The following is a 24148-nucleotide window of genomic DNA, read 5'->3' as shown; positions in this document are numbered from 1 at the left end:
TAGGAATCAGGCGGGGTGCACCCGCGGATAGGCCCTCAACTCACCCACGGACAGAGCAGAAGAGCGAGATATGAGCAAGGGTGTCTCGGTATCCGGCGTAGTTGAGTTCGCTGGGCGAAGCATTGACGTTGACGCAGAGCCCGGGCAGGCCCACGTGATCCCAGTCCAGCACTTGACAAACCGCCCGCTCCAGCGCCCATTGTCCGACCGGCCCAATCTGACCGTTGACAGCAAGGGATGTGATGAACCGGTCCGGGGTCAGCAGGCCGAGGGCCGGATGCCGCCAGCGCAGCAGGGCCTCAACCCCGCACAGGGCGCGATCGCGATCAACGATGGGCTGATAGTGCAGCTCGAACTGGTCGCGTTCGAGCGCATCGGGCAACTCTTGTGAGATCGCGCGCCGCAGCGAGAGCGACGACGAATCGGGGGGTGCGGAGCTCCACACTCGTCCTCGCCCGTGCCGCTTGGCGTTGAGCAGGGCGGTGTCGGCTTCGAGCATCAGGTCGTCGATCGATTCCGACAGCGAGGACCATGCGAGGCCGATGCTGACGGGCACGGACAGTTCGTGACGACCGGGTAGCTCGACCGTCACGGGGTTGATCACGCGTTCAATTTCGTTGACGAGGCGCATGGCCTCGTCAGAGGAGCCCACGTCGGGCATGACGATGAGGAATTCATCCCCACCGAGGCGGCCAACGCTGCCGAGATCGCGAAGCGCCGTCCGGGTCCGTTCAACGAGCTCGCACAACACTCGATCGCCGGAGCCGTGTCCGAACGAATCGTTGATCGACTTGAAGTTGTCGACATCGACCAGGGCAACGGCGACACCGCGGGCGGCGCCGGTGGTGACCTGTTCCAGTGCGCCGCCGAGCTCATCAAGGGCGGATGCCCGGTTCGCGGCCCCGGTCAGGGTGTCGGTCGATGCCAGCGCCACGAGGCGCCGATGATGGTCGGCGAGGCGGCGCACCTCAGTGAACGTGACGAGGGCGTGCCGGTGACCTGACGACACCGACGAAATGACGCACACCGTGAAAGGTTCGTCGATGCTGTTGTCGAGCGACACCGGAGAAAACTGCATGTTGATGCCAGTGCCGATGACCTCTTGGACAGCGGCGAGAAGGCGGTCGCCGATCGCAGCGGTGACGACATCAGCCATACTGCAGCCGGAAGGCGGCGCTTCGCACCCGAACAGCTCAACGGCGTTCACGCTGGCATCCAGGACACGCCCGCCGTCATCGACGGTAATCCACGCCTCAGCAACATATTCGGAGCGGACAGCTGTCACCGAGGATAGGCGCATAAGTACATGGCACTAAGGAGCGCCGGGATGGCAAACGTCTCGCTCACAGCGATTTGAGCGGCGAGCGGCCCCTGCAGAAGCGGTCAACGCTCGAACCGCTAACCGAGGTCGGCTGCGCGTGCCGCAGTTCGGGAGCTGTCGAACTCGCTCTAACTAACAATTGCAGCGAGAACGTCGATGACCCGGAGAGCATGCGGCGAAGCTGGGTGATGCGGGACGCAGCTGTGCATCGGGCTGCGTGCCGACCGGGGCCGTCCGCCCGCTTGAAACGGCTGACGAGCTCACGAACTCTGACCGATGCGTGCGGCGAGGAGTTGCTTGCCTTCCTCGCCGCCGCGACGGCTCGCTTCCTGCGCCCGGCGGAACAGGTCGGCGAGTTCGCCGTCTCCGGCTGAGTCGGCGTCCTGGATGTAGGTTTCGAGTCGCAGCGCATTGCTGAGCGACTGCTCGGTAAACCAAATCACGTTGTAGATCGGGTCGCCGGTTCCGGTCACGTTTGGTTGCTCGGTGGTGCTCATGGGGTGGTACTCCTAGGGATCGTTGGATACTGGTGTTCGAACTCTGACTTACCCGCACACGACGTCGGCGATGCGTTCTCGTTCTCTCCAATCCACGAATCATCCTCGCAGTCGGGCCTGAGGGGGTCCCGTTTGGTGGTCCAGTCGCTATGCGGCTCGGGGTTGGTTGATCTGGTGGCAGCGTAGGGCGAATTCGGTTGGGGTGAGGTCGCCGCGGGCGCTGTGGGGTCGTTCGGTGTTGTAGTCGAGGCGCCAGTCTTCGATGATCACGCGTGCTTCGAGCAGCGAGTCGAAGCGCCAGCCGTTGAGGAGTTCGTCGCGAAGACGACCGTTGAAGCTCTCGATCCAGGCGTTCTGCCAGGGCGAGCCGGCGTCGATGAACATCGCGCCGGTGCCGTTGAATCGACACCAGTCGTCAACGGCGTGAGCGATGAACTCGGGTCCGTTGTCGAAGCGCACGAACACCGGCGCTCCGCGTTCGACGACGAGGTGGTCGAGAACTGCGAAGCAGGGATCTCCTCGCCGTTGAAGTCGTAGAACAACTCCAACTGTGGCGGGATCCCTGCACCCACCCGGGGACCCTCACCTCAAGCGGCCCTTCTCATCTGAGTGGGGATTGGCGTGTTCGGATGCGCGGTGGTGAGGGTCGTTCGGGCCAGGTGACGCCGCCGGTGTGGAGCAGCACGCGGAGCCGGTAGTTGTCGAAGCGACGGAACCCGTGCCCGCATCGTTTGACCTTCTTCACGCACAGGTTCAGGCCCTCGGTTGGACCGTTCGATGCGCCGGTCGCGGGGCGGGCGAGGATCTCGGTCCGCCAGGACGCGAGCGTGTTGCCAACCGAGCGGATCTCAGGAACCCCGTCGGCTTGGCAGCCGGCGATCGCCTTGTCCAACAGCACTGCTGCGTCGTCGGAGTTGCTCGCCAAGTAGACGTCACGAACCGACTCCTTGGCGAGCCACGCGCCGACGACCTCGTCGTTCGGATCGCCCGTGCGAAGTGACAGCAGGATCCGATCACGGCCGCGTTCGTTGAGGCGTTCGGATCCGGTGAGGAGCAGTTTGCGGATCCGATAGAGCGGGTCGTCCTTGCGACCGCGATGGCCGAGCGTCTCGTTCTGCACCCGCCGACGAACAGCATCACAGCACCGGTTCGCGACCCGCACCACGTGGAACGCGTCGGCGACTCGGGTGGCGTGATCGAGGTGCGGTGACAGCCCAGCACGGAACGACTGGGCAAGATCCGTGGCGACGACTTCGATCCCGGCCAACCAGGCGGGGTCGGCGTTGGCGGTCCATTTTGCGCAGGTCAACAGCTGCGTTGCCCTCGACCATGTCGATCACCCGTCGCGCTTCGAGATCGACGAGGCCGGTCGCGTAGATCGTGTGATGGTCCCGGTTCGCACGCAGGAACGACGTCTCGTCCACACCGAGCTGGCGGACTCGACCGACCCGGGCCGGGTCATCGACAAGCGGCGTGCCGTGCTCAACGACTGCGTTCATGATCGTCTCCCAGCACACCCCGAACTCGTCGGCGACCTGCGACACGGGGCGAGCGAGTTCGCCGACGCGACGGCACGCTTCGGCACCGGTGCGCCGGGTCAGCACGACCTGGGCGTCGAGGAACTCAAGCGGCTCGGTCCATGTCCGCGCGGCACACAGAACCTCGCGGCATCGCCATCTCCGCTTCCAGATTCTGAGTCGTGTCGCCCGGCCGAAGCACTCCAGATCGCGGACGTCGACCCACCTCCGATCCTGGCTCTCGGCTCGACAACCGCACCGCTCGCACCACGCGAACGCGTCGGTCGTTTCGATCTCGATCGTCACCTCGCCATCGGCCTCGCCCACGCTGGTGACGCGCACACCATCGAGTCCGAGCATGGCCTCGGCCAGTCCACTACCGTTTCCCATCGCAGGGATCTCCTCGCCGTTGAAGTCCTAGAACAACTCCAACGATGGCGGGATCCCTGCACCCACCGGGGGACCCTCACCCCAAGCTCTCCCCACTTCAACGAGAAGAGCCCCTCAAGCTCTTTCCCCACTTCAACGAGAAGAGCCCGAATAGGTGGCTCCTCTCCGCCCCCCGAACCCACGGGATTGCCAAAGAGGCGCCATGACGATCGGCGAGACGTGCCCGATACTCCTCCTGCAGCGGCTGCTCGTCGGGCAGTTCAGGGTGAAGGGCTGAGCGACGTGGTGGTGCAGGCCGATATGCTCGCGGTAGTTTGTACACTCGTCGGTGATGGCGAACGACAAGATGAGTGACGATCACAAGGCGGCCCTGGCGAAAGGTCGCACCGAGGGCAAAGCCGTCCGTTCCTACCTCCAGGGTCTGCGCGCGACGAAGCCGAAGCGTGGCCGCAAGCGCACCATCAACACAGTGATGAAGCGCATGAACGAAATCGACGACGAACTCACCACCGCGCCACTGGTCGAAGAACTCGCCGTTGTCCAGGAACGCCGTGAACGACGAGTTCCTACACCACGGGATGGGACTTGCCCTACCAGTTCCTTCTTGCCAGGTATGCGACGGGCTCCTTTCACTTCGAGCTCGAACAATGTGGAAGAAATGGCTCGGAGCCTGGCATCGTCATCCTCGCGCCCAACGCCGGTTCCGGAGGAACGTATGGTTTCGAACCACAAGCCCAATGAGCAGGACCCGTGGAATCGCGAACAGGACATCACAGCTACATTCGTCCGCCTTGCCGACTCGTTGATGTCGGCCACCGAGGAAGTGGAGATGTTGCGTGATCTCGCCGAGTCGTGCGTGCGGATTCTTGATGTCGACACTGCCGGCGTCGCGTTGGGTGCCGGTGAGCGACTCGGCTTCGTCGTCGCGACCAGCGAGGACATGAACACGATCGAGCTGTTCCAGAGCCAGGAGCAAGAAGGCCCCTGCCTCGAGGCCTTTCGTAGCGGCGAAACATACCACTGTAGTGACCTCACGGAGTCCGATCGATGGCCGAAGTGGCGTTCGGTCGCGATTGGGCTCGGTTTCCGTTCGGCCACTGCGTTCCCGATGCGCCTCGGTGAAGAGATCGTCGGTGCGCTGAACGTCTACTCTAAGCGGCCTCGCCGTCTCAACGATCGTGACGCAGTCGTCGGGCGGGCTCTGGCCGACATCGCGACGGTCGGGTTGGTCACCGAACGCACCGCCCATCGTCAGGAACGCACGCGTGAACAACTGCAGCACGCGCTCGACAGCCGAGTGGTCATTGAACAGGCCAAAGGCATCCTCGCCGGCGAATACGAGATTAGCGTCCAAGACGCGTTTGACTCGTTGCGCCAACACGCCCGATCCCACAACGCCACCGTCAGCAGCATCGCGAAGGCGATCGTAGAGATCGGACTCCGACCTCCACATCGCAAGGCCTAAGCATGGCCATTGGGGACTGTCACACGCTTGGTGAAACTGGTCTGGAGGTGCATGTTGCTTGATGGGATCGTAGGCGTCAGAAGAGGCGGCCTTCGAAGGTGATGGCGGAGGCGTTCAGGGCGGGCTTCCAGCGGTTCATCCAGCGTTCCTGGCCAGAGCCGGACGGGTCAAGCGAACGCACGACCATGTAGAGGCATTTCATCGCAGCCTGCTCGTTCGGGAAGTGGCCGCATGCTCGGGTCGCCCGCCTGAACCGAGCGTTCAACGACTCGATTGCGGTCGTCGAACAGATGACCCGGCGGATCTCGAGCGAGTAGCCCAAGAACGGCACGAACTCGGTCCAGGCATTAGACCAGAGCGTCTTGATCGCTGGATAGTGCTTGCGCCATTTGTCGTGGAACTCCTTGAGGCGAACCTGGGTGTACCAGTCGCGCCGCGAGGCGAGCCGGAACGTGCTGCGGATCCGAAGCATCACGCATGTGGTGCTTCGGATTTCAGCGTGAGTTGAGGTCGAGGAGCGTTGGGCTTGCCGGCGTAGAGCAGTGATCGGGTGCGGTAGTTGGTCCAGTTCGTGATGCCGAACGCGATGCGTTTCACCCTCTCGATGAGGTTGTTGATGGCCTCGGTGGGCCCGTTCGTGAACTTCGCTCGGTGCCACGCAGCGATCTGATGGCCAGCGGATGATGGTTCGGCCGAGGCGGCGGATCTCGGGAGGGCAGGATTCGTCCTGGAGATCGGTGCCGAGCTGGGTGACGAACTCGACGGCCACCTCCGCATCGTCGATCGCGTAGATCGACCGCACGACTTCCTTTGCGTGCCAGGCGTTGCGGACCTCGCCCTTGGGGTCGCCGGCCTCGAGCAACCCATGCGCGTAGGATCCGTCTCCAACAGGGGCTCACGGGTTCGACGACGAAAGACACCGTCAGACTCGTAGAGCCCTGTGCCGCGTCCGGGACCACCCACCGGACAGACCAAACCCACGCCCAGATCCGAAGCACCACACATGTCTGCACGACCGCCAGCGGCCAGATTGCTTCGATCGACTCGGGCAGTCCCTTCAGTCTGTCGCACACGACGATGCAGGCGTCTTCGCCGCCCCGGTTCTTGATCCCGGTCAAACCTGCGACCAGTACTTGGCGCTCACTCCGCCGGTGCCGACCCAGAGCCCGAGGATGTCTCGTAGTGAAGCGCCCCGGGTTTGGTAGAGGCCGGGGTTATTGAGTCCCGGCCGGGTTGGCGGGGACGATTTGACTGTAGTGGGCGGTCTCGAATGCGGTCGGGGTGGTGAAGCCGGGGCCGGGTTCGATCTCGCCGTGGAGACGTCGGTGGTTGAACCAGTCGACGTAGGTGAGGGTGGCGAACTCGACATCGTCGAGACCGCGCCAGGGACCCTGCTTGTAGATCAGCTCCCACTTGTAGAGCCCGTTGAACGACTCGACGAGGGCATTGTCGTAGCTGTCGCCCTTGGAGCCGACCGACGCGACGATGGTGTTGTCGGCGAGGCGGTCGGAGTAGCGAACGGACAAATATTGGACTCCGCGGTCGCTGTGATGGATCAGCTCCGACAGGTCCGCGCCCTGGCGTTTCCGGTTGAACACGGCCATCTCGAGAGCGTCGATCGCCAGATCCGACTTGAGTGATCGGCTGGCCTGCCACCCGACGACCATGCGGGAGAACACGTCGACGATGAACGCGACGTAGACCCAGCCCGAGTGCGTTTTGACGTAGGTCAAGTCCGCCACCCAGAGCCGGTTCGGTGCCGGCGCTACGAACTTGCGATCCACCAGATCCGCCGGCCGATCGAGTGCATCGTCGCCTTCGGTGGTGCGGATCCACACCCGTCCCCGCCGGCAGCCCTGCAAGCCCATGTCGCGCATCAGGCGCTCGACGGTGCAGCGAGCGACTCGGACCTCGTCTTTGTTCAGTTGGTCCCAGATCTTGTCGGCGCCGTAGACCGCAAGGTTCTCCTCCCACACCCGCAGGATCTGCGGGCGCAGCTCCGCATCACGAACCGCACGTGCCGACAGCGGGCGCTTCTTGGCGGCGTGATACGTCGACGGGGCGATCCCAACCGTGTTGGCGATCGACTCGATACCCCACCGCAACTGTCCGCTGCGGTTGTTCTTGTGTTCGTCGATGAACCGGATCACTTCGTTGATCGGCGGTCGAGTTCCGCCCCGAAGAAATGCGCCGCCGCCTTCAAGATGTCGTTGGCGCGCTTCAGCTCAGCGTTCTCGCGCTTCAGGCGTTTCAGCTCCGCGAGCTCGTCGGTGGTGGCGCCGGGCCGGCGACCGGTGTCGGTCTCAGCTCGTCGGACCCACAGCCGGACCGTCTCGGCCTTCGGGCCCAGCTTCTCGGCGACCGAACAGATCGCCTCCCACTGGGATCCGTACTCGTGCTCGTGATCGAGCACCATCCGAACGGCACGCTCGCGCAGCTCGTCGGGATACTTGCTTGGCATCACTCCATCCTCTCAAGGAACAGAGCCTCCACGAATCCCGGGGCGCTTCAGTGTCCATCAGATCGGGTCAACTCCAGCCGGAGCCGGCGGGGATTGGGCAGGCGCCGCAGAGCTTGGCAAGCGCTGCATCAGAGCGGATCCGGTCGTTGTTGTCGCCGGCAGTGATGAGCATCTCGGCGGCGATGTCCGGGCCGATGCCGAACGCTGCGACGAGTTCGGGCGCGGCGGTCGTGGTGAGCTTCTTGAGGTGCCGGCTGTGGTCTTTGATCTCTTCGTGCAGGTCGAGCCATCGGCGTGCCAGCACACCGAGTGTGCGGCGCATCGCAACCTCTGGGTCGGCGACGTCGCCGCTCGTGTCGAGCGCGGCGCAGGCCTGGATCAACTTGAAGTCGGTGAGCGGCTCGAGCTCCGAGCGGAGGTCATCGGTCGCGGTCACCAGCGTCGCCTTGAGCGTAATCATTGCCTGCGAATGGGCTTTGACGGCGGTGTCGCGTGCGATCTTGGTCAGACGAATCGCCTCGACGATTCCGTCGGCGAGCTTGGGCGTGGCGGTCGCTTTGCCTGCGAGCACCTCACGGGCGGCGTGTTCCGCGTCAATGGTGTCGCTCTTGCCGGACAGGCGACGTACGCCCTTGCGAGGCGGCCGACTCACCTCGACGACACGTCGACCATGCCGGCGCAGGAACCGGGCCAAGCCGCTGCCGTAGGAGCCGGTTCCCTCGACGCCGAACGTGACCACCGCGCCGAGGCGATCGGCCCAGGCGAGCAGCTCGGCATAGCCGTGCGGCTTGGCAGCGATGGCAAGTTCGTCGAGACGGCCGCCGAGGCCGTCGAGTGCGACGGCGACGTGTTCATCTTTGTGGGTGTCGACGCCGACGACGACGTCGTGGCGGCCGAGCGCGATGCTGGTCATGTTGTTGATCTCCTTCACAGGTCAACGACAGCTCGCCGGTCGGGCGGGAAGGACAGGACTGCGAGGGGACCTGGTCGATCAGGCTCCTATGAGGTCACTGCCCGCTCGGCTGGCGGGCAGCCTCTTGGATCGGTGTGCTGCCCCGGTCGGACGACATGTCAACGCAAGGGCACGAGGCCGGTCATAGCAAGGGTCAGGCCGACCAGAGCAGCACACCAGCATCATCGCAGTCGTAGGAATCGCCGATCGATCCGATCGAGGGGCGGGCGCCGATCTCGTCGAGGCGTTCGGTGAACCGAACGGACGTGAACTGACTGCCCGCGTCCGCGTGTGTCATGAGGCCGATCAGTCGGCGCCGTCCGCGTGAGCGTCTCGCCATCTCGAGCGCGTCGAGGACCATGTCGGTGCGCATATGCGACGCGACCCGCCAGCCGACGATGCGACGCGAGAACGCGTCGACGATGAAACAGACGTAGGCCATCCCGGTTCTGGTCGGCACGTACGTGAGGTCGGTGACCCACAACGCGTTGGGTCGATCGGCGGTGAAGTTCCTGTTGACGAGGTCCGGTGCCCGAACGGCGTTCGGGTCCGAGATCGTGGTGAACACCCGACGCCGTTTGCGGCTCACACCCGCGATGTCCATGGTGCGCATCAGCCGGGCGACCTGGTCGCGGCCGATGTCATGGCCGGCTCGGCGGGCGGCCTTCCAGAGCTTGTGCGCCCCGTAGACCTTGCGGTTCGCGACCCATAACACCATCAACACCTGCACCATCGCAGCGTCGCGCACGGCACGCGCTGACGGAGCCAGCTGGCGGTGTTTGGCGCCGTAGTAGGTGCTCGGCGCGATCGGCAGGACCCTGCAGATTGACTCGACGTCGAACTCGTCACGCTCTTGGTCGATGAAGGCGACCATCATTTCTGTGGGCGGTCGAGTTCCGCCGCGAAGAAAGCCGACGCCCTCTTCAATATCTCGTTTGCTCGACGAAGCTCACGAAGCTCCTGGTTCAGTTCTTTGTTCTCCGCTTCGAGCTGGCCGACCCGCTGCGCGTCCGGGCCCGCCAAACCGTCGGTGACATCGGCGTCGCGCCACCACTTGCGCACCGACTCGACTCCGTAGCCGAGCTGGTCAGCGACACGTCGCACGACCCCGTGCGAGGTGCCCAGCTCCTTCTCCAACTGCCGGCACAACCGCACCGCCGACAACCTCTCCTGCTCGGAATACCGACGCGTCGTCGGCACCCCTGGTGACTTCTCTTTCGGCATGGCTCCATCCTTGTTCCCAAGCTCAGGAACCTCCAACGAACCCAGGGCGATTCACTCCAATTCCGTAGCGGATCTGGGTGCGCTTCCACAGCGGCACACCTTGGCGGGTGGCGCGGTCGACGATGGTGCCGAAGCTGATCGCCGACACCAGCAAGGTGATCGCAATGATCGCCCGCACTGATCCAGTGGTATCGCGGGCGCTGTTGGCGGGGATCGAGAAGCCGCCGGTTGCGGCTGCGGTCATTGCGTGGTTCACGGCGCGTGTCGTGGTCCCCGGACGGCTCAGCGACGGTCGCTGCGAACACGACGACACCGGACGAGGCTTCAAAGATCGCCGACCATGGATCGGTGAGCGACGGCGCACCCGCGAAGCTGTCAGCGACAAGGACGGCAATCCAGGTGACCGCCGAGGACGCTGCGACAACCACAAGCCAGCTCCCGGCCACGAGCGACAAGCGTTTGGGTGTCGACAGTCCGTCGGGTTGCGCGAGCCATTGGTAGGCGCCCAGCGCCACCGCAGCGAACGGAACAGAGAAGACCGCAAAGACGACCACGGCGTTGGTGACGCCGGTCGCGGCTGCGACCGGAATCACCGTCGCCGCAGCGGCGGCGGGAATGCCGAGGGAGAGAAGCAGAGGTACGAAGCATGAGAACGCAGGAGCGGCACCTGGCGAACGAGCGTTGATCGGTGTTCACGCAACGGTCATGGGTACGTCCGGTGGCGTCGGCGTCGTTGACGGCGCCACCGGACGAGAATGCGTTGAGGCGCAGGGAAACCGCAGCTCCCCACCGCGGCTCCCTGCGCCACGATTAACCAGATGTCAGGTGGTCGGCGTTGCCCCACCACGGCCGGAGGTGCCCGTTGCCTGCTTGGTCTGCGCTGCACGCTTCCGGGCTTGGGCTTCGATGCGATCCGACGCGCCTTCGGAGGCGTCGGAGATCTGCGACGTCGCCTCGTCTGCGCGGTTCAGGGCACGGTCCCAATACGGGCGAAGCGCGGTGACACCGGAGCCGCCGACGGCGACGATGACGGTGCCCACGATGATCGCGAGGATCGCGTAGAACAGGCCGTTGACGATGTCCTCGGCGATCTGGAGCTGGTCGAGTGCTGCGAACACGCCGATCACCAAGATTGCGATCGACGCTGCGTTCGCGAGCGCTGACCCATAGGACAGGTTGGCGAGTGCGACGTCGATCAGTTCCTTCACAGCGGCGGCAATGGCCCCTGCGATCACGATGATGATGATCGCGACGAAAATGTTCGGCAGGTAGGAGACGATGTCGTTGATGAGGTCCGAGATCGGGTTGTCTCCGAACACCCCGAATGCTGCCTGCAGGGTGAGGAGGTAGATGAAGTACTTGACGACCTTGGCGAGCATGTCAGACGCGTCCAGTTGGGACTTGTCGAGTGCCTTCTTAACACTGCCCTTCTCGACCATGCCATCGAAGCCGACCTTCTCCAAGATGCCGTCGGCGGCCTTGGCGACAATCTTTGCGATGATCCAGCCGACGACGAGGATGATGAGGAAGACGGCGAGTTTCGGAACGAACTCGGCAATGTTGGACCAGGCGTCTTCGATGCCTTGGGAGAACTCGACTGCAATCATTTTGGGTGTGCCTTTCAGAGCGGGGGCGGTTTAGGTGTCCAGCGTGACGCCGGACCGGCAAGCGAGTACCGGTCCGGCGCGGATCTCGTTGGGCCACGAGCTGTGGCGTCGTCAGATCGGGTCAGCGACCGGTGGTGTCGTCGACGGCGCCGTCGACGTCGACCTGTTCCTTGCGCACGGTGTCAGACACTTCGCGCTGATCATTGACTGTCTCGGTAACGATCGCGACGTTCTCCTTCGCGACGACGTTCTTGTCCACGATCACCTCTTCTTCTTTCAAGGTGACCTCCTCGATGACGTCGCTGTCGGTGATGTTGCCGGGCGTTGTGCCGGTCGCATCGGTGCGTACGATGCGTGCAACTTGCTTCTTCACTGGGACCGTAACGTTGACGTCTTCTTCGGTGACGTACTTGCGGAGACGGACAGTGCCCGATTCGCGCTGCACCTTGTCGACTGCGAGTTGTTCCTCTGACAGCGTCACCGATGCGTCGGTGTCGGTCGTGTCGTAGTCGTAACCCTCATCGGGGCGCTCACGTCCGCCGTAGGCCGTTTCGTGGTCGGCGGAGTCGTAGTCGAGACCGTAGTGGGAGTACAGCTTGCGTTCCTGATCGGCGTCGAGGTGCTGGTCGGCATCAACCGCGGGAGCGTCCTTGATGTGATCGGTCGAGTACGGCACCTTCAAGCCGTCGTCGTGGGTCGAGGAACCGGCGATCGGCACGAACTGGGTGGACGCGCCGAACCATCCGGTCGACACGGTCAACCATTCGGGCTGACCGCCCTGGTCGTCAAGGTAGATCTGATCAATCGAGCCGATCTTGTCACCGGACTGGTCGTACACGTCGGCACCAATCCAGTCCTGATAGTCGCGGGTCGTGGTCGTGTTCTTGCTCACTGGATTCCTTCATTCTGTTGGCGGGGAGAAGCAGCCGAACGTATGGCTCGACCACTTGGGGGGGGGGTGTCGATGCAAACCCCCAACTACTGTACCCGGCTGCGGGCAAGATAATTCGGGTACAGCAATCCGTAACCGTTCGTTGACCAGGAAGAGCCCGATGACTACCGAACCAACATCCACCACTGCAACCACTTCGCCGTTCGGAAAGTAGTGATGGATTTCATCTTCCAGATCACCGCCGTCTCAGCTATTCGAACACCGATCTCGGGGGTCCTCATCTATGCAGCGGTCATCGCAGCAGTACGCCTCAACGGGCTACGCACGTTCGCGAAGATGTCGGGCTACGACTTCGCGGCGACCGTGGCGGTCGGTTCGCTCATAGCGTCCGTGACGCTCACTAAATCAGTATCGGTCCTCGAAGGCATCATCGGCCTCGTAGCAATCGTCGGCTCACAACGAGTCCTGACCGAGATCCGCCACAACAGGACTGCGCTTACAGCAGTGGACAATCAACCTGTTCTCGTCGTTGCACACGGCCAGATCCTCGATGACATGCACCGAGAATCCGGCATGAGTATCGACGATCTCTGATCCACGCTCCGAGTCGCAGGCGTCTCGAGCGTCACTTACGTTACCGCTGTCGTATTCGAACCAACCGGGGAACGGTCCGTGCTCACCGACCACGTCGACGATTTTAACATCAACCAGTTCCAACGCGTCAAGGGCAGCGAGTACCTGTCGCTACGGGACCGGTAGGCCCGCAGGCCAATCCGAATGCCCGAGCCGGCTACTTGTCGGGGTCGAGTTCTGCGTCCGCATCGCCGCCCTCGATGTCCACGTCGCCAGGATCAACATCAACATCGACATCAGGCGTGGTCACATCGACATCGGGAGCGTCGACATCAACATCAACGTCGGGCGCTTCGATATCGCCAGGATCAACATCGACATCGGCATCGCCACCCAACAAGAAGAAACCCCCGATCACCACCGCGACGATCGACAGCAGACCCAGAAGCCACAACAGCCACTTCGGGAATCCTCCGCCATCACTGTCGTTGCCGTCAATCGGGGTCGCACCGCCGGGAGCTCGTCGGTTTCGTGTGTTCGCCATAATGAGATCACTTTCGCTTGAGGTCGAGTAGGGAGATGACCGCCCGGCTCTTCATACCCCACCTTCCCGGTTTTGATTCGCTTTACCGAGTCCGAGCGTTGTCGCCACACCGCAGCCTGGGAGATGTGCCATATCTGAGGCGGCGTGACAACACGAACGCGGCCACGACCGCGACGACTTCGACAGTGACGTACACGAACATCGCGTACTGGAACTACCACTCGTCCGGCCCTCTTTCAGGCTGACCGAACAAGCTGCGCCTCGATCGCGTATCCGAAGCCTCGTTGGCACCACTGCCGGTCTCCAACGCTGCGATCGAAAGGTGTCGACGTGCCCGCTCGATATCGCCAGCAGAGCTTGTCCGCTCGCGACCGCTCCGGAACGACACCTCGGCGCTCGGTCTGGTCGATCAGAACGCGCGCACGCCCACTCTTGCTTCTCAGTGCCGGCTCGGTGACGCGATCACGACGAACTCTCGGGACGGGCGATCGGGTGCGTCGCGTACTTGGTCGATCGCGAATCCGGCTCGTGATAGCGACGACTCGAGTTCGTCGAGGTTTCGGAACCGCAGTGTCGAGTCCGACTCGATCACCGTGGCGGTGTCGAGGAAGTGGAACTTCCAACGGAACGAGACGAGTGGTTGATCGACCGACGTGAGTTCCACCCAGCTCTCGACGTCACCGGATCTGGTCTGCTTGACCGTGCGCGACCTCTCACGAGTTCATTCCTCCCACCCTCGAAACGCCGGGTCGCGTGTTTCGAAATCGAGGCGACCGTTGATGTGGAGCGCGTTGTTCGCTGCCGTCAACGCCGCCACCCACGAGTCGTCAGAAATGAAGACCTGAGCGACGTTGCCCGTCATGACAACCACGTCGACGCCAAGATGAGGTGCGTTCTGTGCAGAGCTGTGGAGCCAGTTCACCATCTGGGCGCCGGGCTTCGAACGTGCGACGTCGAGCGACGCAGCTGCAGGATCGAGGGCGGTGACGTGGAGTCCACGCTGGGCAAGGCGACACGCGAGGGCGCCGGTTCCGCATCCGATGTCGAGCACACTCGACGCGCCGAGGTCAGCGATGATCGTTTCGTAGAAGTCGAGGTCGTCGCGGTCGCCGTCGAGGTCGTCGTAGATCTCGGCCAGGCGACGATCGGCAAAGATCAGGTCAGGGTCCGCTGTGGGAGTTGACGGATCCTCCGAGCCAGTCATGTGACGAACGAGTCGTCGACACCGAGGATCAGATCGAAGCGAGCGGGTGGCATCACCGAGCCGAAGTAGTGGTTCTCGGCGCCAGACCATCGCGCCTCCCAGTCCGAGCGGTACGCCTCACCCTCGCGCTCGAGAAGCTGACGACGCCGAACCCCGGCCGGCACCTCAAGCAACACCCGTAAATCCAGCAGCCCGTGGAGCTCCGGTCGAGCGCTGTAGGCGCCCTCAAGCACCACGACCGGCGCAATCACCGACCGGATCGGCTCGGTCCGTAGTGGTACGTCGTCGGAGTCCCAGTCGTCGGCATCCCAGTCGAACGGCCGCCACGACGCCACACCCTTCGAGCGCAGCTGGGACAGGAGCCGGTGTTGACGGCGCCAATCGATCACCCGGTCCGCCCGTTCGGCAACCGGACGCGAATCCCAGGTTTGAGCGCTCCCGCCGGCATAGAACTGGTCACCCTCGATCACCGTCACCATCGGGTCCACCGATCCCGATACATCCAGTGCTTCGACCACGGCCTTGCTCAAGGTCGACTTGCCAGATCCGCTGCGTCCATCGATCGCAACGAGGACTGGCGACTGGGCCGCAAGGACCTGACGGAGACGGTCGATCAATGGCCCGGCGATCTGAGCGGGAGAAGCCCGCTCACCGTCCAGGTCATTGCGCTCTTGTCGCCCGGTCTCGCTCGCCACGACATCATCATGGCCTCAGCACCATCCGAGCACGCGTCCGATTCACTCCGCGAGCCCCGAACCTCGGCGACTGCGACGTTCGGCTGAGGGCGCATAACAACCGACCCCCTTGCTCCGCAGACTTCACCAGATCGGCACGGATGCGCTCGGCCACCCGCCCAGAACGTCGCCGTGGCAACGATGAGCTGTGGATGTTAACGGCAGCGGACCAATTCGCCGGGTCCGGGTCTCGGTTGTTAGTCCAACTCGAGTACGAGGCAAAGGGCTTCGTCGATGGCGTCGAGTTCGTCGTGACGGAGTCGGCCAACGAACTCGCCGAGTCGCTCGTGCGCTACGGCCGATGTCTGTTCGACGAGGACTTGGGTGTCGTCACCGTCGATGGTGATCGTTGGCCGAAAGATCCTCGGTGCAGACGAACGCGACGTGGGCGCGACGAGCACGGTGGACAGCATCAGATCGTCGGATTGGAGAAGAACGGCGTATCGAGCGCCCTGTTGCTCGTGACCCCGCGTTGACTTCGGAGCGCGCAGGCGGGGGATGTCACCACGCACGAAGCGTGTTCATCTCGGCGAGAACACGACGACCCTCGGCCCGGTCGTCCTGGTCGTCGAGCACGTCCTGTAATTCTGAGCGCATCTGCTCGCGTCGCCGAAGGCGCACGTATCGACGAGTGCTTGGCGGATCGCATCCGATGTCGTCGACCCGTCGGCCATGAGTTCTGCGAGCGCTCGTTCGGAGCGCTCGTCGGTTCGAAAGTTCAGAACTGCCATCGGAGAAGCGCAATACGCTCGGTAAGACAGATCAACGACACGGCCGGGTTGACCCGATCAGATCATCAGCAATCCCCGGTCGCTCCGGCCGCTCGCCATCGGCACTTCTTCCGCACTCCCACCCGCCCCATAATCGCGGTCCGCACCACTAGGCCGTAGGCGTCCCATGGCGTGGTGGGGTTTGGGGTGAGTTGAGGGGTCCACCCGTGGGTGGGGTCATCGGCGTGATTCTCGGTGTGTTCCGGCAAGAGCACACTGAAGGAGAACACCCCGATGACCCTGTCCCAGTCTGACGTATCTGACCTGCTCGACGCGTTCCGCGTCGGTGATGGTGTCGATCTGATCCGCGAGTCGGTGCGACTCGTGCTCCAGGAGCTGATCGAGACCGAGCTCACCGAGACGATCGGTGCAGCGCGTTTCGAGCGGACGGACGACCGCACCGGCGAGCGCAACGGGAGTCGGCCACGGCTGTTGGCGACCAAGGCCGGCGATGTCGAACTCGCGATTCCGAAGCTCCGCAAAGGCAGCTTCTTCCCGTCGATCCTCGAACCCCGGCGGCGGATCGACCAAGCTCTCTACGCGGTGGTGATGGAGGCCTACGTCGCGGGCGTCTCGACCCGCTCGGTCGACGACCTGGTCGCCGCGCTCGGCATCGATTCAGGTATCTCCAAGTCCGAGGTGTCACGCATCTGTGGTGGTCTCGACGAAGTCGTCGGCGCGTTCAGAACCAGGCCGCTGGATCATGTCGAGTTTCCCTACGTCTACCTCGACGCCACCTATCTCCACGTCCGCAACCAGACCTCGCAGGTCACCTCGATGGCCGTGGTCGTCGCGACCGGGATCACGGCCAACGGCGACCGTGAGATCCTCGGCTGCGACATCGGTGACTCCGAAGACGAGATCTTCTGGAAAGGCTTCATGCGCTCGCTCAAGGCCCGCGGACTGGGCGGGGTCAAGCTGGTGATCTCGGACCAGCACTCCGGGCTCGTCGCCGCGCTCCGCAAGTCGTTTCAGAAATCGAGCCATCAGCGCTGCAGGGTCCACTTCGCTCGCAACCTGCTCGCCCTCGTCCCACGCAGCCACACCGACATGGTCGCTGCGTTGTTCCGCACGATCTTCGTTCAACCCGACGCCGACAACGTCGCAGCGACGTGAGACCAGGTGCGCGTTCAGCTCGCCGACAAGTTCCCCAAGATCGGCCCGCTGATGGACGACGCGAAAGCAGAGGTGCTCGCGTTCACCGTGTTTCCGAAAGCGCACTGGCAGAAGATCTGGTCGACTAACCCGCTCGAACGGATCAACAAAGAGATCAAGCGCCGCAGCCGCGTGGTCGGCATCTTCCCGAACGAAGCCTCGGTGATCCGCCTCGTCGGCGCCGTGCTCGCGGACATGCACGACGAATGGGTCGCCTCCGACCGCCGCTACCTCTCCGAGGGCTCCATGGCCAAGCTCTACCCCACGCGCGAGACTGACCCCATCGCCGAACTCAACAACGGCGACTGACACCGAGGATCAACCTCGAAACCCCACCACCTCGCGGGCCTCTGCCACTAGGCCGGCGGTCGTCACATGGTCAGCAGGAACATCAGCTTTCTCGCCTGAGAACACAGAGATGTCCCGCAGGCCACAGCCTCAGGACCAGGGAGTTCTCGCGACGAGTGTGACCCGAATTTGCGATGCCGCCTCGATTTCACAAGCGGTCTAGGCACGAGCTAGGCACCAGAGTCGACATCGGAACGAACCAGATGGCCTCTGAGCAGGCGTTTTATGGAGCGGATGACGGGAATCGAACTCGCGTTCTCAGCTTGGGAAGCTGAGAAGTGCGCATGAAACTCGTACCTATCTAGCAGGGACGGGGCGCCGAGCAGCCTGATCGAGAATCCCCGCGTGTAACATTTGTGCAACTAGCGGGGTCGCAGCGATCATCAGTACTGCGCTGGTCTGGGCCGGTGGATCGGGTGGCGGCCTGAATGGCACAGCGCAGGAACCGGCATAGAACTACTGTCGTGCCGGTGATCTGGGCGGAACTGAAAGCAGGCGGATGACGACCTTCCGCCAGCTGTTGGAATTCTTCGACGAGTCAGCCAAGACACTGACGGCCAAGGGGAAGCGGTTCGAGGACTTTTGCGAAGCGTTCCTGCAGGTGGACCCGATCTGGACCGAGCGCTTCGATGCGGTGTGGTCGTGGCAGGACTGGCCCGACCGACCCGACGGGCTTCCCGACACCGGCGTCGACCTCGTCGCCCGCGAGCGCGGCACCGGTGATCTGGTTGCGGTGCAGTGCAAGTTCTATGCGGGCCCTACGCGATGAAGGTGGGTTGAGCATCCCTGCGTGAGGTGGGGGCCTCGGTGAATCTCGTGACTGTCTGACGGTCCGAGTTCAAGGAGGCCCCTGGTGGTCGAAGGTAGTGGAGGTGTCTGTTGGTTCAGCACGCCCGGGTTCACGGTGGTGGGCATCGACGACGGCGCACACGATGTGGTGGTCGAGATCGAGACGACCGCCCAGCGCGCTGCATGTCAGCGGTGTGGGGTGTTCGCGAAGGTCAAGGATCGGCGGACCGTGACGCTGCGCGATGCGCCAGCGGGTGGTCGGCCGGTCTCGATCCGGTGGTGCAAGCGGGTGTTCGTGTGCCGCGAACCCGAGTGTGAGACGCGGACGTGGACCGAGCGTCGCGACGACTTCGTGCTGCCCCGCCGGGTTCTCACCGAGCGAGCGATCAGCTGGGCAACAGATCGCATCGCTGCGGTCGAGGCGACACCGGCATCGTTGGGTCGCGAGTTCGGAGTGACGTGGTCCACGGTGTGGGCCGGCATCGAGCGCCACGGCCACACCCGTGTCGACCACCCCGGCCGGGTCGGCGAGATCACCCAGATCGGGTTCGATGAGACGGTGATGTCACCTGCGAAGCGGCATCGTCGTCGCCGGTTCGTCACCTCCGCCGTCGACCTCGCCACGGGTCGGGTCATCGATGTGCTCGACGGCCGTGACGCGGCTGACCTGGACCGATGGCTGCTCTCGCAGCCTGCCGACTGGGTCGGCGGCATCCGGGTTATCGCTGTCGATCCGCACCCCGGCTACCGCTCCGCGATCGTGCGCTGCGAGTTGCTCGCGGAGGTCACCGTGGTGGTCGATGCGTTCCACATCGTGCGGCTCGCGAACGCTGCGGTGACGAAGTGTCGCCAACGCGTTCAACAAGAGACGCTCGAGCATCGAGGTTGGAAGGGCGACCCGCTCTACGACATCCGCCGTGTCCTGCTCCTCGGCGCCGAGCGCGTCGATGAACGCGGTTGGGAACGCATCCACACAGCACTCGCAGCCAGCGATCCCGACGGCGAGGTCCGCGACACCTGGGTCGCCAAGGAACTCGTCCGCGACATCTACCTCGCGAACAGCCTCGAAGACGCCACCGCAGCACTCGACGCAGCCGTCGCCTGGTGCACCGATCCCGACGCCACGATCGAGCAACGCACACTGGCCAAGACGCTGAGCCGCTGGCGGTCCGAGATCCTCGCGCGACACACCACGGGCGCCTCCAACGGTCGCGTCGAGGCGACGAACCTGACGATCAAGCAGGTCAAACGATCAGGTCGAGGGTTCCGCAACCTCGGCAACTACCGGCTCCGGATCTTGCTCGCCGCCGGTTGCCCACGACAGACTCACCACGTCACGAGACACCGAGCCCGACCCAGCTCAATCGCGTAGAGCCTCTATGCGCCGACGGCGTCGTTGTCGTGGTCGAATGCGTCGACGTTCATCGCGATGTTGTCGAACGATGTGTTCTCGTCTGGTCTGCTGATCTCGACGGCTGGCACGGAGTCGCCGAACTTCCACAAGAACCTGGCGGCCACGTCGAAGAAGGTCACGGTGTGGCGGGTCGAGGACTTCGAGGAGTCGCTGGTCGACTGGAACCAGTTCCAACCCTCAAACCCGACGCAGCTCACGCTGGCGCATCGCAAAGAGCTGCACCCGCATCAGGTCGATGCGATCACCGATGTGCGGGCTGGCTTCGATGCGGGCGCGGATCGTGGCCAGATGATCATGGCGTGCGGCACCGGCAAAACGTTCACGTCACTGCGTCTCGCCGAGCAGGTCGTCGGCGCCGGTGGCCGGGTTCTGTTCCTGGTGCCGTCGATCAACCTGTTGTCCCAGACGGTGGTGGAGTGGGCGAACGATGCTGAGGTGCCCCTGTCGACGTTCGCGGTGTGTTCGGATCGTCATGCGGGCAAGCGAAAGAAGGGCGACGAGGACATGTCGGCCAACGACTTGCAAGTGCCGGCGTCGACAGATGTCGAGTCGCTGCTCGACGAGTGGCGGGCTCGCGCAACGCCGACGCAGATGGCAGTCGTGTTCTCGACGTATCAGTCAATGGACGTCATCGCCGCAGCACAACAGGCGGGCCTCGGCAGGTTCGATCTGATCGTCTGCGACGAGGCACACCGCACGACGGGCGGCACGGGCCCGAAGAGCGACGCATCGTCGTTCGTCAAGGTCCACTGAGCGGGTCCCGATGAGTGGTCCAGGTGTTATGCGGGTTGGGGTTGGTGTCGGCTGATCCAGGCCTTGGCGGCCTCGCTCGGGGTGAGGTCGCCGTGGGCCGTGTGGGGTCGGTTGATGTTGTAGTCGATGCGCCAGTCCTCGATGATCACTCGGGCCTCGAGGAGGCTGTCGAACTGCCAGAGGTTCAACAGTTCGTCCCGTAGGCGGCTGTTGAAGCTCTCGATCCAGGCGTTCTGCCACGGTGAGCCGGGATCGATGAACACGCACTCGGTGCCGTTCGCTGCGCACCACTCGGCGACCACGACAGCGACGAACTCGGGGCCGTTATCGAAGCGCACGAACGCTGGCGGCCGCCCGCGTTCGATGGCGAGGCGGTCGAGGCAGGCAACGACGTCGTCGGCGGTGATCGAGTGCGCGACATCGATCGCAAGTGCTTCTCGGGTGTATTCGTCGATGACGTTGAGGACTTTGACTTGGCGGTGGTCGATGAGGTGATCGAACTGGAAGTCGAGCGCCCACAAGGCGTTCGGCGCGATCAGCGACATGGGCCCAACGTGCGCGCCGACTCCGGTGAGGCGCTTCTTGCGGGACTTGGTCGGCACCTGCAGGCCCTCGTCACGCCACAGGCGCCGAACCCGCTTGTTGTTGACCTTCCAGCCGCCCCGGCGGAGTTCCTTCGCGGCGCGTCGCCACCCCCACCGGGGTCGCCGCTTCGCGAACGCCCGGAGGAACTCGCGTAGCTCGGCCTCGTCATCGGGGACCGGTGGCGGGTCGAGGCGCTGAGTTGAGCGGTGCTGACCCACGATCCGGCACGCCCGACGCTGCGAGACCCCGAACCGATCCTCCAGCTCGCGCACGGCGTCACGGCGGCGGTTCGGGGTCACCATTTTCCCTCGGCGAGATGCTTCAACATCTCCTTGTCCAGCTCCGCCTCGGCCAGCAGCTTCTTCAACCGGGCGTTCTCGGACTCGAGCTCACGAAGTCGTTTCGCGTCGTCGGCTTTCATGCCGCCGTATTGGTTCAGCCAGCGCGCCCAGGTCGATTCGGCGATGCCGAAGTGTCGGCACACCTCCTCGACCGTCTGACCGCCAGCGAGGAGCTTGTGGCCCTCGGCGAGCTTGCGGATGATCTGTTCCGGCGTGTGTCGTCGTCGAGACATCGTCGGTCCTTTCTGCCCCGACCACCATGGCCGAGACGATCAGACCGCACAACTACTGGACCACTCCCAGGGGGTCACCGCAACGTCGCCGCTCGTGTCGAGCGCGGCGCAGGCCTGGATCAACTTGAAGTCGGTGAGCGGCTCGAGCTCCGAGCGGAGGTCATCGGTCGCGGTCACCAGCGTCGCCTTGAGCGTAATCATTGCCTGCGAATGGGCTTTGACGGCGGTGTCGCGTGCGATCTTGGTCAGACGAATCGCCTCGACGATTCCGTCGGCGAGCTTGGGCGTGGCGGTCGCTTTGCCTGCGAGCACCTCACGGGCGGCGTGTTCCGCGTCAATGGTGTCGCTCTTGCCGGACAGGCGACGTACGCCCTTGCGAGGCGGCCGACTCACCTCGACGACACGTCGACCATGCCGGCGCAGGAACCGGGCCAAGCCGCTGCCGTAGGAGCCGGTTCCCTCGACGCCGAACGTGACCACCGCGCCGAGGCGATCGGCCCAGGCGAGCAGCTCGGCATAGCCGTGCGGCTTGGCAGCGATGGCAAGTTCGTCGAGACGGCCGCCGAGGCCGTCGAGTGCGACGGCGACGTGTTCATCTTTGTGGGTGTCGACGCCGACGACGACGTCGTGGCGGCCGAGCGCGATGCTGGTCATGTTGTTGATCTCCTTCACAGGTCAACGACAGCTCGCCGGTCGGGCGGGAAGGACAGGACTGCGAGGGGACCTGGTCGATCAGGCTCCTATGAGGTCACTGCCCGCTCGGCTGGCGGGCAGCCTCTTGGATCGGTGTGCTCCCCCGGTCGGACGACATGTCAACGCAAGGGCACGAGGCCGGTCATAGCAAGGGTCAGGCCGACCAGAGCAGCACACCAGCATCATCGCAGTCATACGAGTCTCCGCGGGATCCAACTGCGTTGACGACACCGTCCTCGGCCAGTCGTTCGGTGTAGCGAATGCTGAGATATTGTCCAGGTTCAATTAGTCGTTGCAACACCAGCTTGAGCGGCAGAGCGTAGGTGCTCATCGAGCGCCTCGGCGGGCGTCTTCCAGCCGAGGATCTTTCGGGGTCGGGTGTTGAGGGCGTGGGCGACCGCCTCGATGTCGGCGGCGGTCCATTCCGTGAGGTCAGTGCCTTTCGGGAAGTACTGGCGCAGCAGGCCGTTGGTGTTCTCGTTCGTGCCGCGCTGCCAGGGCGACTTCGGGTCGGCGAAGAACACGGGGATGTCGGTCTCGACGGTGAACTGGGCGTGGGCGGAGTTCCTTGCCGCGGTCCCAGGTGAGCGATCGACGGAGTTGTTCAGGGAGTGTGCTCATCGACTTGGCGAGTGCGTTCTTCATCGTGACGGCGCCGTAGCCGGCGAGGGCGGGCCCGTTCTTGGGAGTGTTCTTGTGCCGGTAGCCGGGCTTTCGCGGCAGGTGAACAAGGATCGTGTAGCGGGTTGTTCGCTCATCGACGGTGCCAATGGCGGAGCGTTCGAGCCCGATGATGAGGTCGCCTTCCCAGTGACCTGGGACGGCGCGGTCCTCGACCTCGGCTGGTCGTTCGCTGATCAGAGTCTCCAGGGTGACGTGAGCCCAGGTCTTGCGCCGCGATCGCTCTCGTGGGGCACGCAGGGCCCGCCCAGTGCGCAGACACCAGACCAACTCGCGCTTCAATGCTCCGCGGCCTTCGATGTAGAGCGCCTGGTAGATGGCTTCGTGGCTGATCCGCATCGACTCATCTTCGGGGAAGTCGATCTTGATCCGGTTCGCGATCTGCTCCGGACTCCACGCTCGCGTCCACGCCCGATGCTTGCGATGCGGCTTGTTCATCCCCGTCCATCTCGGCGCCGGCGGCCCCTCGACGGTGATGCCATCGGGACCGCTGATCTGTCCGGCAAGACGCTCCTGCACGTAGTCCCGAAGTCGCGGGTTCCCGATGAGCTTCGCGACCTTGGGTCGTCGAGCGGCCATGTCCGCCTTCCATTGCGCGACCGATGCCCGATACTCGCTCGTGCCCGAGCGCGTCGCTGCGTTGCGGCGCAACTCTGTCGAGATCGTTCACGGATCCCGGCCAACCGTGCGAGCGATCTCGCGCACGCCCTTGCCCTGGGCGCGCAGGATGGCGATCTCCTCGCGCTCGGCGAAACAGAGGTAGCGGCCGGTGGGCTGAGCGGTGATGTCGAACGGCGCCATGCCGCCAGCGTGACGGAACCACCGCGCTCCGACCGCCTGCGCCACACCCGCAGCCGCGGACGCTTCTTCGGGCAACTTGCCCTTTGCGATCGCAGCCCAGAACGCCGCCACGACATGACGCTGGAACTTCGGGTGACCAGGCGACCGCAACATCGGGCGAATCGCCCGGTCTGCTGTTTGTTGACGACGAACCATGAACACCTC

General features: G+C 64.0%; 22 protein-coding genes, 8 pseudogenes and 1 other annotated feature. Of the genes and pseudogenes, 7 read left to right on the top strand and 23 right to left on the bottom strand.

Translation table 11 applies throughout. From position 1 onward, the window contains the following. Positions 1-40: 40 nt before the first annotated feature. From ACOOHC_RS17820 to ACOOHC_RS17800, 5 genes and pseudogenes are all read right to left on the bottom strand, one after another. A complete protein-coding gene (locus ACOOHC_RS17820; RefSeq protein WP_420451720.1) occupies positions 41-1285 on the bottom strand; it encodes a diguanylate cyclase domain-containing protein in 1245 nt (414 codons plus the stop codon). A gap of 296 nt (positions 1286-1581) precedes the next feature. Then, on the bottom strand, positions 1582-1818 hold the full coding sequence (locus tag ACOOHC_RS17815) for a hypothetical protein (RefSeq protein WP_420451719.1): 237 nt from the start codon (positions 1816-1818) through the stop codon (positions 1582-1584). A 147-nt stretch (positions 1819-1965) separates the two neighbouring features. Then, positions 1966-2334 (bottom strand): annotated as a pseudogene (locus ACOOHC_RS17810) (integrase core domain-containing protein); the annotation flags it as partial. Positions 2335-2419: 85 nt separating this feature from the next. Beyond that, entirely contained in the window at positions 2420-3085 is a 666-nt protein-coding gene (locus ACOOHC_RS17805) for an ISL3 family transposase (RefSeq protein ID WP_420451718.1), read from the bottom strand. A 397-nt stretch (positions 3086-3482) separates the two neighbouring features. Beyond that, positions 3483-3695 (bottom strand): annotated as a pseudogene (locus ACOOHC_RS17800) (transposase family protein); the annotation flags it as partial. Positions 3696-4056: 361 nt separating this feature from the next. On the opposite strand from ACOOHC_RS17800, the gene ACOOHC_RS17795 reads away from it, so the two are divergent. After that, the gene (locus ACOOHC_RS17795; RefSeq protein ID WP_420451717.1) at positions 4057-5190 is read left to right on the top strand and encodes a GAF domain-containing protein; all 1134 of its coding nucleotides are present in this window, start codon (positions 4057-4059) and stop codon (positions 5188-5190) included. 76 nt (positions 5191-5266) lie between these two features. Here ACOOHC_RS17795 and ACOOHC_RS17790 read toward each other — a convergent pair. The 9 genes and pseudogenes from ACOOHC_RS17790 to ACOOHC_RS17750 form a co-directional block, all read right to left on the bottom strand. Continuing rightward, a pseudogene (locus ACOOHC_RS17790) lies at positions 5267-5671 on the bottom strand (transposase); the annotation flags it as partial. Beyond that, positions 5662-5967 carry a transposase gene (locus ACOOHC_RS17785; RefSeq protein WP_420451716.1) on the bottom strand — a complete coding sequence of 102 codons (306 nt, stop codon included), beginning with the start codon at positions 5965-5967 and terminating at the stop codon, positions 5662-5664. The gene ACOOHC_RS17785 and the pseudogene ACOOHC_RS17790, both read right to left, overlap by 10 nt. A gap of 218 nt (positions 5968-6185) precedes the next feature. Then, positions 6186-6370 (bottom strand): annotated as a pseudogene (locus ACOOHC_RS17780) (transposase); the annotation flags it as partial. Positions 6371-6404: 34 nt separating this feature from the next. Next, positions 6405-7651 (bottom strand): IS3 family transposase gene (locus ACOOHC_RS17775; protein WP_420451160.1). Its coding sequence is split into 2 segments (ribosomal slippage): positions 6405-7378 and positions 7378-7651, totalling 1248 coding nucleotides; the frame shifts between segments, so codons are not numbered across the junction. Positions 7652-7718: 67 nt separating this feature from the next. Next, positions 7719-8582: an IS110 family transposase gene (locus ACOOHC_RS17770; RefSeq protein WP_420451715.1), complete on the bottom strand. Its 864-nt coding sequence runs from the start codon at positions 8580-8582 to the stop codon at positions 7719-7721. Between the two features lie 211 nt (positions 8583-8793). Further along, positions 8794-9827 (bottom strand): annotated as a pseudogene (locus ACOOHC_RS17765) (IS3 family transposase); the annotation flags it as partial. Then, positions 9403-9516, bottom strand: a sequence feature (AL1L pseudoknot). (Overlaps the previous pseudogene by 114 nt.) A 22-nt stretch (positions 9828-9849) precedes the next feature. Further along, positions 9850-10083, bottom strand: coding sequence for a hypothetical protein (locus tag ACOOHC_RS17760; protein ID WP_420451714.1), 234 nt, complete (start codon positions 10081-10083; stop codon positions 9850-9852). A 565-nt stretch (positions 10084-10648) separates the two neighbouring features. Next, positions 10649-11434: a mechanosensitive ion channel family protein gene (locus tag ACOOHC_RS17755; protein ID WP_420451713.1), complete on the bottom strand. Its 786-nt coding sequence runs from the start codon at positions 11432-11434 to the stop codon at positions 10649-10651. Positions 11435-11555: 121 nt separating this feature from the next. Continuing rightward, the gene (locus tag ACOOHC_RS17750) at positions 11556-12326 is read right to left on the bottom strand and encodes a DUF2382 domain-containing protein (RefSeq protein ID WP_420451712.1); all 771 of its coding nucleotides are present in this window, start codon (positions 12324-12326) and stop codon (positions 11556-11558) included. 216 nt (positions 12327-12542) lie between these two features. Here ACOOHC_RS17750 and ACOOHC_RS17745 point away from each other — a divergent pair, with 216 nt between their 5' ends. Next, on the top strand, positions 12543-12920 hold the full coding sequence (locus ACOOHC_RS17745) for a DUF421 domain-containing protein (protein WP_420451711.1): 378 nt from the start codon (positions 12543-12545) through the stop codon (positions 12918-12920). Between the two features lie 196 nt (positions 12921-13116). Here ACOOHC_RS17745 and ACOOHC_RS17740 read toward each other — a convergent pair whose 3' ends face one another. From ACOOHC_RS17740 to ACOOHC_RS17720, 5 genes are all read right to left on the bottom strand, one after another. Continuing rightward, positions 13117-13443 (bottom strand): hypothetical protein, encoded by a 327-nt coding sequence (locus ACOOHC_RS17740; protein ID WP_420451710.1) that lies wholly within the window; start codon positions 13441-13443, stop codon positions 13117-13119. Positions 13444-13882: 439 nt separating this feature from the next. Then, on the bottom strand, positions 13883-14107 hold the full coding sequence (locus ACOOHC_RS17735; protein ID WP_420451709.1) for a hypothetical protein: 225 nt from the start codon (positions 14105-14107) through the stop codon (positions 13883-13885). A 57-nt stretch (positions 14108-14164) separates the two neighbouring features. Next, positions 14165-14647, bottom strand: a complete 483-nt coding sequence (locus ACOOHC_RS17730) for a class I SAM-dependent methyltransferase (protein WP_420451708.1) — start codon at positions 14645-14647, stop codon at positions 14165-14167. Then, the gene (locus ACOOHC_RS17725) at positions 14644-15342 is read right to left on the bottom strand and encodes a uridine kinase family protein (protein ID WP_420451707.1); all 699 of its coding nucleotides are present in this window, start codon (positions 15340-15342) and stop codon (positions 14644-14646) included. The genes ACOOHC_RS17730 and ACOOHC_RS17725 overlap by 4 nt, the downstream gene beginning before the upstream one ends. Positions 15343-15578: 236 nt before the next feature. Then, positions 15579-15893 carry a type II toxin-antitoxin system PemK/MazF family toxin gene (locus ACOOHC_RS17720; RefSeq protein WP_420451706.1) on the bottom strand — a complete coding sequence of 105 codons (315 nt, stop codon included), beginning with the start codon at positions 15891-15893 and terminating at the stop codon, positions 15579-15581. A gap of 492 nt (positions 15894-16385) precedes the next feature. On the opposite strand from ACOOHC_RS17720, the pseudogene ACOOHC_RS17715 reads away from it, so the two are divergent. The 5 genes and pseudogenes from ACOOHC_RS17715 (at position 16386) to ACOOHC_RS17695 (ending at position 20610) form a co-directional block, all read left to right on the top strand. After that, positions 16386-17615, top strand: a pseudogene (locus ACOOHC_RS17715) (IS256 family transposase). 538 nt (positions 17616-18153) lie between these two features. Then, positions 18154-18423 carry a hypothetical protein gene (locus tag ACOOHC_RS17710; RefSeq protein ID WP_420451705.1) on the top strand — a complete coding sequence of 90 codons (270 nt, stop codon included), beginning with the start codon at positions 18154-18156 and terminating at the stop codon, positions 18421-18423. 84 nt (positions 18424-18507) lie between these two features. Further along, complete coding sequence (locus ACOOHC_RS17705) at positions 18508-19815, top strand: ISL3 family transposase (RefSeq protein WP_420451704.1); 1308 nt, start codon at positions 18508-18510, stop codon at positions 19813-19815. Between the two features lie 15 nt (positions 19816-19830). Further along, positions 19831-20031, top strand: a pseudogene (locus tag ACOOHC_RS17700) (hypothetical protein); the annotation flags it as partial. Beyond that, the gene (locus ACOOHC_RS17695) at positions 20008-20610 is read left to right on the top strand and encodes a DEAD/DEAH box helicase family protein (RefSeq protein ID WP_420453826.1); all 603 of its coding nucleotides are present in this window, start codon (positions 20008-20010) and stop codon (positions 20608-20610) included. The pseudogene ACOOHC_RS17700 and the gene ACOOHC_RS17695, both read left to right, overlap by 24 nt. A gap of 26 nt (positions 20611-20636) precedes the next feature. Here ACOOHC_RS17695 and ACOOHC_RS17690 read toward each other — a convergent pair. The 4 genes and pseudogenes from ACOOHC_RS17690 to ACOOHC_RS17675 all read right to left on the bottom strand — a co-directional run bounded on the left by ACOOHC_RS17690 (position 20637) and on the right by ACOOHC_RS17675 (position 24139). After that, positions 20637-21769 (bottom strand): IS3 family transposase gene (locus ACOOHC_RS17690; RefSeq protein ID WP_420451703.1). Its coding sequence is split into 2 segments (ribosomal slippage): positions 20637-21508 and positions 21508-21769, totalling 1134 coding nucleotides; the frame shifts between segments, so codons are not numbered across the junction. Positions 21770-21808: 39 nt separating this feature from the next. Then, the gene (locus ACOOHC_RS17685) at positions 21809-22441 is read right to left on the bottom strand and encodes an IS110 family transposase (RefSeq protein WP_420451702.1); all 633 of its coding nucleotides are present in this window, start codon (positions 22439-22441) and stop codon (positions 21809-21811) included. Positions 22442-22616: 175 nt separating this feature from the next. Next, complete coding sequence (locus ACOOHC_RS17680; RefSeq protein WP_420453870.1) at positions 22617-22793, bottom strand: hypothetical protein; 177 nt, start codon at positions 22791-22793, stop codon at positions 22617-22619. Continuing rightward, a pseudogene (locus tag ACOOHC_RS17675) lies at positions 22744-24139 on the bottom strand (IS30 family transposase). Before ACOOHC_RS17675 ends, ACOOHC_RS17680 begins: the two are co-directional and overlap by 50 nt. Positions 24140-24148 lie beyond the last annotated feature (9 nt).

The sequence above is a fragment of the Ilumatobacter sp. genome (assembly GCF_965215205.1).
Taxonomy (GTDB): domain Bacteria; phylum Actinomycetota; class Acidimicrobiia; order Acidimicrobiales; family Ilumatobacteraceae; genus Ilumatobacter_A.
Note: the sequence above shows the minus strand (reverse complement) of the source record. Positions and strands in the feature narration are given on the sequence as shown.

Excerpts from the sequence above, each read along its gene's own strand:
- ACOOHC_RS17710 (WP_420451705.1), top strand. The coding sequence starts at position 18,154 with ATGACGACCTTCCGCCAGCTGTTGGAATTCTTCGACGAGTCAGCCAAG.
- ACOOHC_RS17740 (WP_420451710.1), bottom strand. The coding sequence starts at position 13,443 with ATGGCGAACACACGAAACCGACGAGCTCCCGGCGGTGCGACCCCGATT.
- ACOOHC_RS17785 (WP_420451716.1), bottom strand. The coding sequence starts at position 5,967 with ATGCGGAGGTGGCCGTCGAGTTCGTCACCCAGCTCGGCACCGATCTCC.
- ACOOHC_RS17755 (WP_420451713.1), bottom strand. The coding sequence starts at position 11,434 with ATGATTGCAGTCGAGTTCTCCCAAGGCATCGAAGACGCCTGGTCCAAC.
- ACOOHC_RS17680 (WP_420453870.1), bottom strand. The coding sequence starts at position 22,793 with ATGAGCACCTACGCTCTGCCGCTCAAGCTGGTGTTGCAACGACTAATT.
- ACOOHC_RS17795 (WP_420451717.1), top strand. The coding sequence starts at position 4,057 with ATGGCGAACGACAAGATGAGTGACGATCACAAGGCGGCCCTGGCGAAA.
- ACOOHC_RS17815 (WP_420451719.1), bottom strand. The coding sequence starts at position 1,818 with ATGAGCACCACCGAGCAACCAAACGTGACCGGAACCGGCGACCCGATC.
- ACOOHC_RS17745 (WP_420451711.1), top strand. The coding sequence starts at position 12,543 with ATGGATTTCATCTTCCAGATCACCGCCGTCTCAGCTATTCGAACACCG.
- ACOOHC_RS17730 (WP_420451708.1), bottom strand. The coding sequence starts at position 14,647 with ATGACTGGCTCGGAGGATCCGTCAACTCCCACAGCGGACCCTGACCTG.